The sequence below is a fragment of the Prosthecodimorpha hirschii genome (genome assembly GCF_001305515.1).
In the GTDB taxonomy this organism is placed as follows: domain Bacteria; phylum Pseudomonadota; class Alphaproteobacteria; order Rhizobiales; family Ancalomicrobiaceae; genus Prosthecodimorpha; species Prosthecodimorpha hirschii.
The window spans coordinates 5858782-5871385 of the sequence record NZ_LJYW01000001.1; the positions used below are offsets into that span (position 1 = coordinate 5858782).

12 protein-coding genes are annotated in these 12604 nt (G+C 69.0%); all 12 read left to right on the forward strand.

The window, feature by feature from the left end; translation table 11 throughout:
* The first annotated feature begins 22 nt into the window (after positions 1-22).
* The 12 genes from ABB55_RS25710 (at position 23) to bamA (ending at position 12315) form a co-directional block, all read left to right on the forward strand.
* A complete protein-coding gene (locus ABB55_RS25710; protein ID WP_054361378.1) occupies positions 23-379 on the forward strand; it encodes a bleomycin resistance protein in 357 nt (118 codons plus the stop codon).
* Between the two features lie 28 nt (positions 380-407).
* The gene (locus ABB55_RS25715) at positions 408-1025 is read left to right on the forward strand and encodes a hypothetical protein (RefSeq protein WP_054361379.1); all 618 of its coding nucleotides are present in this window, start codon (positions 408-410) and stop codon (positions 1023-1025) included.
* Positions 1022-1606 carry a hypothetical protein gene (locus tag ABB55_RS25720; RefSeq protein ID WP_152982188.1) on the forward strand — a complete coding sequence of 195 codons (585 nt, stop codon included), beginning with the start codon at positions 1022-1024 and terminating at the stop codon, positions 1604-1606. Before ABB55_RS25715 ends, ABB55_RS25720 begins: the two co-directional genes overlap by 4 nt.
* Before the next feature lie 262 nt (positions 1607-1868).
* Positions 1869-2633: a 30S ribosomal protein S2 gene (gene rpsB / locus ABB55_RS25725; protein ID WP_054361381.1), complete on the forward strand. Its 765-nt coding sequence runs from the start codon at positions 1869-1871 to the stop codon at positions 2631-2633.
* A gap of 363 nt (positions 2634-2996) precedes the next feature.
* The gene (gene tsf / locus ABB55_RS25730; RefSeq protein WP_054361382.1) at positions 2997-3932 is read left to right on the forward strand and encodes a translation elongation factor Ts; all 936 of its coding nucleotides are present in this window, start codon (positions 2997-2999) and stop codon (positions 3930-3932) included.
* Between the two features lie 114 nt (positions 3933-4046).
* Positions 4047-4763, forward strand: a complete 717-nt coding sequence (pyrH, locus tag ABB55_RS25735) for a UMP kinase (protein ID WP_054361383.1) — start codon at positions 4047-4049, stop codon at positions 4761-4763.
* A gap of 135 nt (positions 4764-4898) precedes the next feature.
* Positions 4899-5459, forward strand: coding sequence for a ribosome recycling factor (gene frr / locus ABB55_RS25740; RefSeq protein WP_054361384.1), 561 nt, complete (start codon positions 4899-4901; stop codon positions 5457-5459).
* A 5-nt stretch (positions 5460-5464) separates the two neighbouring features.
* Positions 5465-6232, forward strand: a complete 768-nt coding sequence (locus tag ABB55_RS25745) for an isoprenyl transferase (RefSeq protein ID WP_054361385.1) — start codon at positions 5465-5467, stop codon at positions 6230-6232.
* Complete coding sequence (locus tag ABB55_RS25750) at positions 6229-7110, forward strand: phosphatidate cytidylyltransferase (RefSeq protein ID WP_152982189.1); 882 nt, start codon at positions 6229-6231, stop codon at positions 7108-7110. Before ABB55_RS25745 ends, ABB55_RS25750 begins: the two co-directional genes overlap by 4 nt.
* Entirely contained in the window at positions 7104-8345 is a 1242-nt protein-coding gene (gene dxr, locus ABB55_RS25755) for a 1-deoxy-D-xylulose-5-phosphate reductoisomerase (protein WP_083463952.1), read from the forward strand. The genes ABB55_RS25750 and dxr overlap by 7 nt, the downstream gene beginning before the upstream one ends.
* A gap of 66 nt (positions 8346-8411) precedes the next feature.
* Positions 8412-9563 (forward strand): RIP metalloprotease RseP, encoded by a 1152-nt coding sequence (gene rseP / locus ABB55_RS25760; RefSeq protein ID WP_054361386.1) that lies wholly within the window; start codon positions 8412-8414, stop codon positions 9561-9563.
* 250 nt (positions 9564-9813) lie between these two features.
* A complete protein-coding gene (gene bamA, locus ABB55_RS25765) occupies positions 9814-12315 on the forward strand; it encodes an outer membrane protein assembly factor BamA (protein WP_054362300.1) in 2502 nt (833 codons plus the stop codon).
* The last annotated feature ends 289 nt before the right edge of the window (positions 12316-12604 follow it).

Genomic DNA, 12604 nt, shown 5'->3' on the forward strand with positions numbered 1-12604 from the left:
GCCGCCGTCCAGGGACACGCTCATGACCGATCTCGCCATCACGATTCCGGTGCTCGCGTCGCTCGATCTTGCCGAGACGCAGGCCTTCTACACAGACGGGCTCGGCTTCGCGGTGGTCTATCGGGACGACCGCTATCTGATCGTCCGGCGCGATGCGATGGAGCTGCATTTCTGGCTGACGGACGACCGCCGCTTTCCCGAGAACACCTCCTGCTACATTCGCGGCGGCCAGATCGACCTTCTCTACGAAGAGTTTCGCGCGGCCGGGATCGAACGGCTCTCGGCGCTCGAACTGCGCCCGTGGGACATGGTCGAGTTCTACATTCACGACCCGCATGGAAACCTCCTGAGGTTCGGCCGGAACCCCGGGGCCGAATGACGCGTTCCTGAGCGGAGGCGGATCACCGATGACCCAGCATGTTCCTTTGACGCCGGCCGCGCCGGTTCTGCCACCGGCCCGGCGGGCCGAACTCTTCCTGCTCGACCAGTGCCGGCGCCTGGCCGGGTCCCGCCTGACCGGCGCGGCGGTGCCGGCGGATCGGGTCCTGGCGGACCTCCGCGCCGTCCTGCCGGAGGCCGAAGCCTGCCGCGTCTTCGGCCAGCTCTACGCCCTGATCGCCCGCATCGACCGGGAAGCCGGCGACGGCTTCCTCTGGTATCCGCCGGGCGCCACCCGCCAATCGCCCGACGAAGCCCGGCTGATCGCCGCCGCCCATCGCCTGCTCGCCAGCACCGATCCGCGCCCGGCCGGCGAGGCCGCGCCGTGGATCGGACCCGCCGACGAGCCCCCGCCGGTCGGACGCCTGACATCGGCCGCCGGCCGGACGCTGGCGGCCGCGACGCTCCTGCCGGAGACATATTGCGCCGTCGCCGATACCTTCTGCGGCCTGTTGACCCTGACCGGCCATGCCTGCATGGCGGCTTGCCCGCTCCAGGCCGGCGCCCGCGCGCCCGGCGAGACGGGCACGGCCGGGCCCGAGGGGCCGCGGCCCGGGGAGACCCGGTTGGCCGGGGCCGGTCGATGAGGCGTCGCAGGGAACCGAAATATCACGGCGGCGCCGTACGGGCGGACGACGACGAGGCGATGGTTGCGGTCGACGGGGAGGGGGCCGATGCCGCCGATGGCGCCGAGAGCGCAGCCTCGGATCCGGCCCAGACCCGCCACGAGCTGATCGCCCTCTCGATCGTCCGCCTGGCCATGTCCGGATACCGGACCGGTCAGCTCGGCTGCTGGGAGTCCGCCTTCAGCGCGACCAGCGAAATTCTCGGCCCCGTCGACGGCCCGGCCGTGTTCGGCCGGGTGATCGCGCTGGTGCATGCGGTGCGGTCGGAGCGGGTCGGCACCTTCGTGTTTCTGCCCGTCGCCTGCAGCGAACTCTCGCCCGACGAGCGGGACCTCGTCGGGCTGCTCCGAGCCGCCCGCGGCCGGACGCCGGTCGGTCTCGATGGGACCGCCGCCCGATTCGGCGGGCGGGAGACCGCACCGTTGATCCGGCTGGCGGCCCGCGCGCTCGGCGTATTGCTCGACCGGCTCGAGTGGGCCGGTTCGATCGGACCGGACGACCTCGATGCCGTCGAGGCGGGGCCGCCGCCGACCCGGCATTGACGCGCCCGCCGTGCCGTCCGCGGCGGCCGGCAGGGCGAAGATCGGCCCCCGCCGGGGCGATTTGCAGGGCCGCGGCCGTGTCGGCGCTTGCAATCGGGCGCCCGGATGCCTATAAGCCGCGCCATTCCACACGCGGGTGTCGGGCGGCGGCCGAAGGGTGAAACCCTGGCCGTACCGTCCTTCCGGTGTTTGTTCCGAGCCCCAGGCCCGGCCAAACGCGAACCCCGCGGAGGCAGAACCGGAAAAGAAGGAGACGGTAGGCATGTCCCTGCCCGATTACAGCATGCGTCAGCTTCTCGAGGCCGGTGTCCATTTCGGTCACCAGAAGCACCGCTGGAACCCGAAGATGGCTCCGTACATCTTCGGCGTGCGCAACAACATCCACATCATCGACCTGGCCCAGACCGTGCCGATGCTGCATCAGGCGCTCAAGACCGTCAGCGACACCGTCGCCCGCGGCGGCCGCGTGCTGATCGTCGGCACCAAGCGTCAGGCGCAGGACTCGGTCGCCCAGGCGGCCCGCCGCTCGGCCCAGTATTTCGTCAACAGCCGCTGGCTCGGCGGCATGCTGACCAACTGGAAGACCATTTCGCAGTCGATCCAGCGCCTGCGCAAGCTCGAAGAGACGCTCTCGGGCGAGGTCTCCGGCCTCACCAAGAAGGAGCGCCTGACGCTCGACCGCGAGCGTGAGAAGCTCGAGAAGGCCCTCGGCGGCATCAAGGACATGGGCGGCCTGCCCGACCTGATCTTCGTCATCGACACCAATCGCGAGGCGATCGCCATCCAGGAAGCTCGCCGTCTGGGCATTCCGGTTGCCGCGATCCTCGATTCGAACTGCGATCCGGACGGCATCGCCTTCCCGATCCCGGGCAACGACGACGCCGGCCGCGCCATCGCGCTCTACTGCGACCTGATCGCGCGCGCCGCGATCGACGGCATCGGCCGCGCCCAGGGCGACATCGGCATCGATGTCGGTGCCTCCGAAGTGCCGCCGGAAGAGTCCGCGGTCGCCGAAGAAGCGGCCTGACCAAGACCCCGTCGGTTCGCGTGAACCCCGCCGGCCGCATCGTCATGCGGCCGTCACGGGTTGACGGCATTCGAAAGGATCGGCCGGGGAGGGTGCAACACCCGCTCCGGCCCGGCTCGTTACGGATACCGGTGGGTCGGCGAGACGGCGCGGGACGCCAGCGGGCGCTTCGCCACGTGACCGGAAGGCTTCCGGGCGCAACGGCTTGCGCCTGACGGCATCCGCCCGAACGCCGGCATTCGCTTCCGCCCGACCGCATCCGCCCGACTGCATCCGACCAGACAGTGCCACGCCACCGCATTCCAAACGCCGCCGTGTGTGCCGCGCCCCCGTGCGGTCGACGGCGACATCCGAGAGACGACCATGACCACGATTTCGGCTTCCCAGGTGAAGGCGCTCCGCGACCAGACCGGCGCGGGCATGATGGATTGCAAGACCGCGCTGATCGAGACCGCCGGCGACATGGAGGCCGCGGTCGACTGGCTGCGCAAGAAGGGTCTGTCCAAGGCCGCCAAGAAGTCCGGGCGCACCGCCGCCGAAGGCCTGATCGGCGTCGCCGCCGCCGGCAATGCCGCGGCCGTGGTCGAGGTCAATTCCGAGACCGACTTCGTCGCCCGCAACGAGCAGTTCCAGGGCCTCGTCGCCACCATCGCGGCCCTCGGCCTCGACGCCAAGGGCTCGGTCGAGACCCTCGGCGGCCTGACCGTGCCGGGCACCGAGAAGTCGGTCACCGAACGGCTGACCGACGCCGTGGCGACCATCGGCGAGAACATGCAGCTGCGCCGGACCGCCTATCTTGAGGTCGCCGACGGCGTGGTCGCGCACTACATCCACAGCACGGTCGCCGACGGCCTCGGCAAGATCGGCGTGCTGGTGGCGCTCGAGTCGACCGGCGACAAGGCCGTGCTCGCCGCGCTCGGCCGTCAGATCGCCATGCATGTCGCCGCCCACGACCCGACCCCGGTCGCGGTCGTCACCGAACAGGTCGACCCGGCGCTGGTCGAGCGCGAGCGCGCCATCTTCGCCGAGCAGGCCGCCCAGTCCGGCAAGCCGGCCGCGGTCGTCGAGAAGATGGTCGAGGGCCGCATCCGCAAGTTCTACGAGGAAGTGACGCTCCTGAAGCAGCACTTCGTCGTCAACCCGGATCTGACCGTCGAGGCCGCCGTCAAGGCCGCCGAGAAGGATGCCGGCGCGCCCGTCTCGGTGAAGGGCTTCGTCCGCTTCCAGATCGGCGAGGGCATCGAGAAGGCCGAGTCCGACTTCGCCGCCGAAGTCGCCGCTGCGGCCGGCACGAAGTAATCCTGCCCCCAGAATTCCAAAGGCGCCGGGCGTGACACCCCGGCGCCTTTCCTGTATCCGAGCCGTCGACCGCCCGCCGACGCTGCCCGCCGACGCCTGTTTGAGGAGTGCCCCATGACCGGACTTCGCTGGAAACGCGTTCTGGTGAAGCTATCCGGTGAGGCGCTGGCCGGTCAGCAGGCGATGGGCATCGATCCCGACGTGGTCGGCCGGATCGCCGACGACCTGGTCTCCGCCGTGAGGCTCGGCGCCGAAATCGGCGTCGTGATCGGCGGCGGCAACCTGTTTCGCGGCGCCTGGCTGCAGAAGCAGGGCACCGACCGCGTCACCGGCGACCATATGGGCATGATGGCCACGGTGATGAACGCGCTGGCCATGCGCGAGGCGCTGGCGGCGCGCGGCCTCAAGGCCTCGGTCCTGTCCGGCCTGCCGATCCCGACGGTCTGCGATACCTTCACCCAGCGCGGCGGGCTCGAGCATCTCGCCAGCGACCGCGTCGTGCTGTTCGCCGGCGGCACCGGCTCGCCCTTCTTCACCACCGACACGACGGCAGCGCTGCGCGCCGCCGAGATGCGTTGCGACGCCATCCTGAAGGCGACCAATGTCGACGGCATCTACACCGCCGACCCGAAGAAGGATCCGAACGCAGAACGCTACGACCGGCTGACCTTCGAGGAGGCGATCTCCCGCGACCTGAAGGTGCTCGATACCTCGGCATTCGCTCTTGCCCGCGACAACGCGATTCCGATAATCGTGTTCTCGCTCCAGGAAGCCGGCGCGCTGATCGAGGTTCTGGCCGGCCGAGGCCGCGCCACGGTCGTGGCAGGGTAGTCCGGCCTCCCTCAGCCATCGACGACGCCCGTCGTTGGAAGGGCCGTCGCCGAGAGGGGGCGCCGCCGAGAACGGGCCGACGCCGGATCCCCCGCAGGCACGCGGGGGAGCCCGACAGGAAGATCGAGGAAATCCATGGCAGCACACAAATTCGACTTCGACGACCTGAAGCGCCGCATGGGCCAGGCGGTCCACGTGTTCAAGGACGAGCTGGCCGGCCTGCGCACCGGGCGCGCCTCGACCCATCTCCTGGAGCCGATCACCGTCGAGGCCTACGGCTCGCGCATGACGCTGAACCAGGTCGCCTCCGTGTCCGTCCCCGAGCCGCGCATGCTGGTCGTCTCGGTCTGGGACCGCGGCATGGTGTCGGCGGTCGACAAGGCGATCCGCGAGGCCAATCTTGGCCTCAACCCGATCGTCGAAGGCGCCACCATGCGCATCCCGATCCCGGAACTGACCGCCGACCGCCGCAAGGAACTGGTCAAGGTCGCGCACAAATATGCCGAGCAGGCCCGCGTCGCCGTGCGCCACATCCGTCGCGACGGGCTCGATACCCTCAAGAAGGCGACCAAGGACGGCATGCCGGAGGACGAGGAAGCGCGCCTGTCCGACCGCGTCCAGAAGCAGACCGACGAATCCATCGCGGAGATCGACAAGCTCCTGTCCGCCAAGGAGCAGGACATCATGAAGGTCTGAGATCGATGGCGACGCCGGAGGCCACTCTCGACAAGGTCCCGCTCCGGCGGGCCGCCGCGCTTCCGCGCCACGTCGCCATCATCATGGACGGGAACGGCCGGTGGGCGACGGCGCGCGGGCTGACCCGCACCGAGGGCCACCGCAAGGGGGTCGAGATGGTCCGCCGGATCGTCCGCCATGCCGGCGATCTCGGGCTCGAATACCTGACGCTGTTCTCGTTCTCGACCGAGAACTGGCGCCGCCCGGCCGACGAGGTGTCGTACCTCATGGGCCTGCTGCGCTTCTTCATCCGCCGCGATCTGGCCGAGCTGCACGGCAACAATGTCCGCGTCCGGGTCGTCGGCGACCGCAACGGGCTCGGCGGCGACATCCGCGCCCTGCTCGAGGAAGCCCAGAATCTGACGGCCGGCAATACCGGGCTGACGCTGACCATCGCCTTCAACTACGGGGCGCGCCAGGAAATCCTGCGCGCCGCCCGCCGCCTCGCCGAGGAGGTCGCCGCCGGTCGGCTGGCACCCGCCGACATCGACTCCAAGCAGTTCGAAGCCGTGCTGGATACGGTCGGCATGCCGGATCCCGATCTGGTCATCCGCACCAGCGGCGAGCAGCGCGTCTCGAACTTCCTGCTCTGGCAGGCGGCCTATGCCGAATTCGTCTTCTCGCCGGTCTGCTGGCCGGATTTCGACGAAACGGAATTCGACCGGGCGCTCGCCGAGTTCGGGGGACGGGAACGGCGCTTCGGCGGTGTCGAGGCCGGGGCACTGCATCGATGAGCGCATCCGACGGCAAGATGCCGGCGCCCGACGGCCTTCGGCGGCGCGAACTCCGCCTGCGCATCCTCTCGGCCCTGGTCATGGTGCCGGTCGCGCTCGGCGCGACGATCTGGGGCGGCGCCGCCTTCGGCGCCCTGACGGCGCTCGCCTCGGCCCTGATCTTCCTGGAATGGACCGCGATCGTCACCCGCAACAAGGCGTCGCGGATCACCACCATCGGCGCCGTGCTGATCGTCGTCGCGATCGTGCTCGACGCCCATGCCCAGCCGAATCGCGCCATCGTCACCGCGACGCTCGCCTGGCTCCTGGTCGCCGTTGCGGCCTACCGGCTGGAAGCCGGCAGCAAGCGGTCCTGGCTCGCCGTCGGTCCCGGCTATGCGCTGCTGCCCGGTCTGGCGCTGGTCAGCCTGCGCAGCGACCATCCGCTCGGCCTGACGGCGGTGCTGTTCCTGTTCGCGATCGTCTGGTCGACCGATATCGCCGCCTATTTCACGGGGCGCGCCCTCGGCGGCCCGAAGCTGTGGCCGGCCGTCTCGCCCAACAAGACCTGGTCGGGCGCGCTCGGCGGCCTGGCGGCGGCGGTCGCTGCCGGCTCGGCGGTGGCGGCGGTCGGCGACGTGCCGCGGCTCCTGCCGCTCGTCGGCGTGGCCGCCGTCCTGTCGGTCGCCAGCCAGGCCGGCGACCTGTTCGAATCGGCGGTCAAGCGCCGGTTCGGCGTGAAGGATTCGGGCAGCATCATTCCCGGCCATGGCGGCGTCATGGACCGGCTCGACGGGCTGATCTTCGCCGCGGTGGTCGCCGCCGCGATCGGGCTCTGGCGGGCGCCGGAAGCGCCTCTGGCGCGGGGGCTGCTCGCCCAGGGCCTGCTGGCATGGTGAGTTTCGACTTCTCGCCCGACGCCGAACCGCCCTTCGCCATGCCGGCCGCCGCCGGCCCGCGCCGGATCACGCTGCTCGGCGCGACCGGCTCGATCGGCCGGTCCACCCTCGATCTGGTCGGCCGCGAGCCGGAGCGCTTCCGCATCGAAAGCATGGTCGCCGGGCGCGATCTGGCCGGGCTGGTCGCGGCCGCGCGCAGCTTCCGGCCGGCGCGGGCCGTGCTCGCCGATCCGTCGCTGCATGGGGCGCTGAAGGATGCGCTGGCCGGCACCGGCATCGAGGCCGCCGCCGGCCCGAACGCGGTGCTGGAAGCCGCCGCCGCGCCGGCTGACCTGGTCGTCGCCGCCATCGTGGGGGCGGCCGGGCTCGGGCCGACGCTCGCCGCGGTCCATGCCGGCCTGCCGATCGCGCTCGCCACCAAGGAATGCCTGGTCGCCGCCGGCCGGCTGTTCATGGCGGCGGCGGCGCGCCACAAGGCGCGCGTCCTGCCGCTCGACAGCGAGCACAACGCCATCTTCCAGGGCTTCGAGGCCGGCAACGCGGCCGCGGTCGAGCGGATCGTGCTGACCGCCTCCGGCGGCCCGTTCCGGACCGCCACAGTCGCCGAGATGGCCCGGGCGACACCCGAGCAGGCGTTGAAACACCCCAACTACGCCATGGGATCGCGCATCACCATCGACAGCGCGACCCTGTTGAACAAAGGCCTCGAAGTCATTGAGGCGCATCATCTGTTCGGCATTCCGGGCGACCGGATCGACGTGCTCGTCCATCCCCAGCAGCTGGTCCACGGCATGGTCGCCTATGGCGACGGTTCGCTGGTCGCCGGCCTCGCCGCGCCCGACATGCGCACGCCGATCGCCCATTGCCTGAACTGGCCGGATCGCGGCCGGGCACCGACCCGCCGGCTCGATCTCGGCGAGATCGGCACGCTGACCTTCGAGAAGCCCGATCTCGTCCGCTTCCCGGCCCTCGGGCTCGCCTACCGGGCGCTCGCCGCCGGCGGCGGCGCCTCGGCGGTCCTGAACGCCGCCGACGAGATCGCGGTCGCCGCCTTTCTCGACCGCCGGATCGGCTTCCTCGACATCGCCCGCCTCGTCGAGGCGACCCTCGATCGGGCCTCGGCCGCCGGGCTCTTCGCCGAGCCCGCCGACCTCGATGCGGTCGCGATGGTCGACGCCCAGGCGCGGCGGCTCGCCGACGAAATTCTTCCCCATCTTGCCGCAAAGACCGGATAGGGAAAGTTCACGGATATTGGCCAGGATCATCCCGGCCCGCCGCGGCGGGCCGGTCGAGAGGGCGACATGGAACTTCTATCGGTGATCGGCGGCACGCTCTGGACGGCGATCAGCTACGGCGTGCCGTTCCTGTTTGTGCTGACCGTGGTGGTGTTCATCCACGAGCTGGGTCACTTCCAGGTCGCGCGCTGGTGCGGCGTCGCGATCGAGACCTTCTCGATCGGCTTCGGCCGCGAACTCTTCGGCTGGAACGACCGCCACGGCACGCGCTGGCGGATCGCCGCCATTCCGCTCGGCGGCTACGTGAAGTTCGAGGGCGACGAGAATGCCGCCTCCAAGCCGGCCGCCGGCGCGCTCGACGGCCTCAGCGCGGACCAGCGCGCGCGCAATTTCCACGGCCAGCCGGTGTGGAAGCGGGCCGCGATCGTGGTCGCCGGCCCGCTGGCGAACTTCATCCTGGCGATCGCGATCTTCTCGGTCGTCTTCGGCCTGGAAGGCCGTCAGGTGACGCTGCCCTACGTGGCCGCCGTCATCGAGGGCGGCGTCGCCGAGAAGGCCGGCATCAAGGCCGGCGACCGCATCGACGCGATCAACGGCGTCGCCATGGAGAGCTTCAACGACCTGATCCGGGCGGTGTCCGGGGCGGCCGGCGATCGGCTCGACATCCGCATCGAGCGCGACGGCCGCCTGATCGACATCGCGGCGGTGCCCGAGCAGGTCGCCCAGCAGACCAGCCTCGGCATCCAGCGGCGCGCCATGCTCGGCGTGCGCAAGAGCGACCTGCCCGAACATCAGCGCCACGAGACCTTCTCGCCGCTCGGTGCCGTCAGGGCCGGCATCGCCCAGAACAACCTGATCATCGAGCAGACGCTCGCCTTCTTCGGGCGGCTGTTCACCGGCCGCGAGCATGTCGATCAGATCAGCGGCATCGGGCGCATCGCCCAGGCCTCCGGCGAGACCGCCAAGGCGGGATTCGTCGCCCTGATCATGTGGCTCGGCTACATCTCGACCTCGATCGGCCTTTTGAACCTGATGCCGATTCCCGTCCTCGACGGCGGACATCTGGTTTTTTACACGCTTGAGGCGATTCGCGGCCGACCGCTCTCCGAAAGAGTGCAGGAGTATACCTTCCGGTTCGGCCTCGCGATCGTGCTCATGTTGATGATCGTCGCCAACTGGAACGATGTGGTTCACTTCGCTTCGCGGGCGGCCGGGTGAGCCGGCTCGGGCGCCGGGCAGCCGGAATCCGCGCAAATCCGCTATTCTCAATGAATAGAGGCGTTTGCATCGGGCGTTCCGGGGCGTGGCTGATGGGCAACGGTAGGGTTGGATAGTCCGACCGAGGGGGTCTCCTCGGCTTGCGCAGGCTCCAAAAGCCTGTACAACACAAGACAACGACGGTGGGAATCCATCGACAGGCGGTTCGCTTCGCGTGCCGACGGACATGAAAAGACAGGGCTTCGATTCGATGCGAGCTTTCTCGACAGTCGTACGCAAGACGGCCTTCGCGGCAGCCTTCCTGACCTTCGTCCCGGTTGCGGGGCCAGGTTTTGAGGTTCTCGGCGTCAGCGTGGCGCGAGCGGAGGTGGTCTCCACGGTGGTCGTTCGCGGCAACCAGCGGGTCGAGGCCGAGTCGGTCCGGTCCTACATCTCGATCCGGCCCGGCAAGCCGTTCACGCCGCGTGAAGTCGACGACAGCCTGAAGGCGCTCTACGCGTCCGGCCTCTTCTCCGATGTTCAGATCCAGCAGCAGGGTGGCCAGCTGGTCATCACGGTGGCCGAAAGTCCGCTGATCAACCGGATCTCCTTCGAGGGCAACAAGCGTCTGACCGACGAGCAGCTCGGTTCGGTCATCGACTCCAAGGCGCGCGGCTTCCTGTCGCGGTCGAAGGTCCAGAGCGACGTGCAGCGTCTGCTCGAGGCCTACCGCCGCAACGGCCGCTTCCGGGCCAATGTCGAGCCGAAGATCATCGAGCTGCCGGACAACCGCGTCAATCTCGTGTTCGAGTTCGACGAGGGCGACAAGACCGCCGTGTCCCGCATCTCCTTCTCGGGCAACAAGTCCTTCTCCGACGGCCGCCTGCGCGACGTGGTCAAGACCCGCGAGACCGGCCTGCTCGGCTTCATCCGGACCACCGACTCCTACGATCCGGACCGCCTGGGCCAGGACCAGGAAGCGCTGCGCAAGTTCTACACCAAGAACGGCTATGCCGATTTCCGCATCGTGTCGGCCAGCGCCGATCTCGATCGCGAGCGGAACGTGTTCTTCGTGACCTTCGCGGTCGACGAGGGCGAGCTCTACCGCTTCGGTGCCATCGACGTGCAGACGACCCTGCCGGAACTGACGCCGGACCGCCTGATGAAGGTGATCCGCTCCTCGCCGGGTTCGGTCTACAGCGCCGAAGACATCGAGAAGTCGATGGAGGAGATCGTCGTCGAGGCCTCCAAGAACGGCTACGCCTTCGCGCAGGTTCGTCCGCGTGCGGTTCGCGATGCCGCGACCAAGACCATCGCGATCACCTACTATGTCGATGAAGGTCCGCGCACCTATGTCGAGCGGATCAATGTCCGCGGCAACAACCGGACGCGCGACTACGTCATCCGGCGCGAGTTCGACATTGCCGAGGGCGATGCCTACAACAAGGCCTTCGTCACCCGCGCCGAACGCCGCTTGAACCGGCTGAACTTCTTCAAGTCGGTGCGCGTGACCACCGAGCAGGGCAGCGCCCCGGACCGGATCGTGCTGAACGTGGATGTCGACGAGCAGTCGACCGGCGAGTTCGGCTTCGGTGCCGGCTACTCGTCGGCGGAAGGCTTCATCGGCGACGTGTCGCTGCAGGAGCGCAACTTCCTCGGCCGCGGCCAGTTCATCCGCGCCTCGGTCCAGTTCGGCGAGTCCCAGCACGGCTACTCGTTCTCCTTCACCGAGCCCTACTTCCTCGGTCGCCGTATCTCGGCCGGCTTCGATCTCTACACGACCCATTACGAGCCGACCTACTTCCGCTCCTATTCGGAAGACACCAAGGGTGCGACGGTTCGCCTGGGCTTCCCGATCACCGAGAACCTGACGATCGGACCGAGCTACTCGCTCTACTCCCAGAACATCATGCTGGCGAAGTCGCAGATCGACGGCCGCTACACCAACGGCGAAGCCTCGATCGCGTACAAGCAGTATCTGTCCCAGGGACACAAGGGCGCGAGCATCTTCAATCCGTGCCCGGGTGGCGGCAGCTGCGAGCGCTACACCGTCACGTCGATGCCGTCGTTCAACATCGTCTACAATTCGGTCGACAACATCCAGTTCCCGCGTGACGGCTTCTACGTGAAGCTGCAGACGGACTTCGCCGGCCTCGGCGGCGATGTCTCCTTCCTGCGCAGCACGCTCGATGCCCGCTACTATCGCGAGCTCTATTCGGACTGGGGCACGGTCGGCATGCTGCGCTTCCGCGCCGGCCACATCCAGGGCATCGGCGACAATGTCGGCCTGATCAACAACTTCTTCCAGGGCGGCGAGACGATCCGCGGCTTCGCGACTTCCGGCTACGGCCCGCGCGACATCACGAAGATCAACGACCCGAACAAGAAGAACGACGCCTACCGCATCAACGAAGCCCTCGGTGGCCGGACCTACTGGTCGGCGACGGCGGAAGCCACCACGCCGTTCCCGTTCACCCCGGAAGAGTTCGGCCTCTACTGGTCGGTCTTCGCCGACGCGGGCAGCCTGTTCAACGTCGACTCCAGTGGCCTGCCGAAGCAGGGCACCGCGATCTACAAGAACAACAACCAGAACGGCACCCAGATCGGCAAGTTCACCTATGTGGACGATGCCGCGATCCGCTCCTCCGCCGGCTTCGGCGTGGTGTGGCGCTCGCCCTTCGGTCCGCTGCGCGCCGACTTCGGCTGGGCCCTCACCAAGGGCAAGGCCGATCAGGTCCAGGTCTTCCGCTTCAGCGGCGGCACCCAGTTCTGATCCAGGCTTCGGCCGGACCGCTTCGATCAAGGCCGCCCAACCGGGCGGCCTTTTTCGTGTGCGGGATGCCCCGGCGGCGCTGTCCGCACCTCGGTTCTCGACGGGGGCGGGAAACGGCCCGGATGTCGGGGTGCGGGCATGAAAAGGCCCCGCGTCCGGATCGGAGGCGGGGCCTGGCGAGGGCGGCCTTTTTCATGTGCGGGGAATGCCCCGGTGGCGCTGTCCGCACCTCGGTTCGCGGCGGGGGGGCGCGAAACGGCCCGGATGTCGGTGTGCGGGCATGAAAAAG

Coding starts and splice junctions, on each gene's coding strand:
- rseP (WP_054361386.1), top strand. CDS start 8,412: ATGGAACTTCTATCGGTGATCGGCGGCACGCTCTGGACGGCGATCAGC.
- ABB55_RS25715 (WP_054361379.1), top strand. CDS start 408: ATGACCCAGCATGTTCCTTTGACGCCGGCCGCGCCGGTTCTGCCACCG.
- tsf (WP_054361382.1), top strand. CDS start 2,997: ATGACCACGATTTCGGCTTCCCAGGTGAAGGCGCTCCGCGACCAGACC.
- ABB55_RS25750 (WP_152982189.1), top strand. CDS start 6,229: ATGAGCGCATCCGACGGCAAGATGCCGGCGCCCGACGGCCTTCGGCGG.
- bamA (WP_054362300.1), top strand. CDS start 9,814: ATGCGAGCTTTCTCGACAGTCGTACGCAAGACGGCCTTCGCGGCAGCC.
- frr (WP_054361384.1), top strand. CDS start 4,899: ATGGCAGCACACAAATTCGACTTCGACGACCTGAAGCGCCGCATGGGC.
- ABB55_RS25720 (WP_152982188.1), top strand. CDS start 1,022: ATGAGGCGTCGCAGGGAACCGAAATATCACGGCGGCGCCGTACGGGCG.
- ABB55_RS25710 (WP_054361378.1), top strand. CDS start 23: ATGACCGATCTCGCCATCACGATTCCGGTGCTCGCGTCGCTCGATCTT.
- ABB55_RS25745 (WP_054361385.1), top strand. CDS start 5,465: ATGGCGACGCCGGAGGCCACTCTCGACAAGGTCCCGCTCCGGCGGGCC.
- dxr (WP_083463952.1), top strand. CDS start 7,104: ATGGTGAGTTTCGACTTCTCGCCCGACGCCGAACCGCCCTTCGCCATG.
- rpsB (WP_054361381.1), top strand. CDS start 1,869: ATGTCCCTGCCCGATTACAGCATGCGTCAGCTTCTCGAGGCCGGTGTC.
- pyrH (WP_054361383.1), top strand. CDS start 4,047: ATGACCGGACTTCGCTGGAAACGCGTTCTGGTGAAGCTATCCGGTGAG.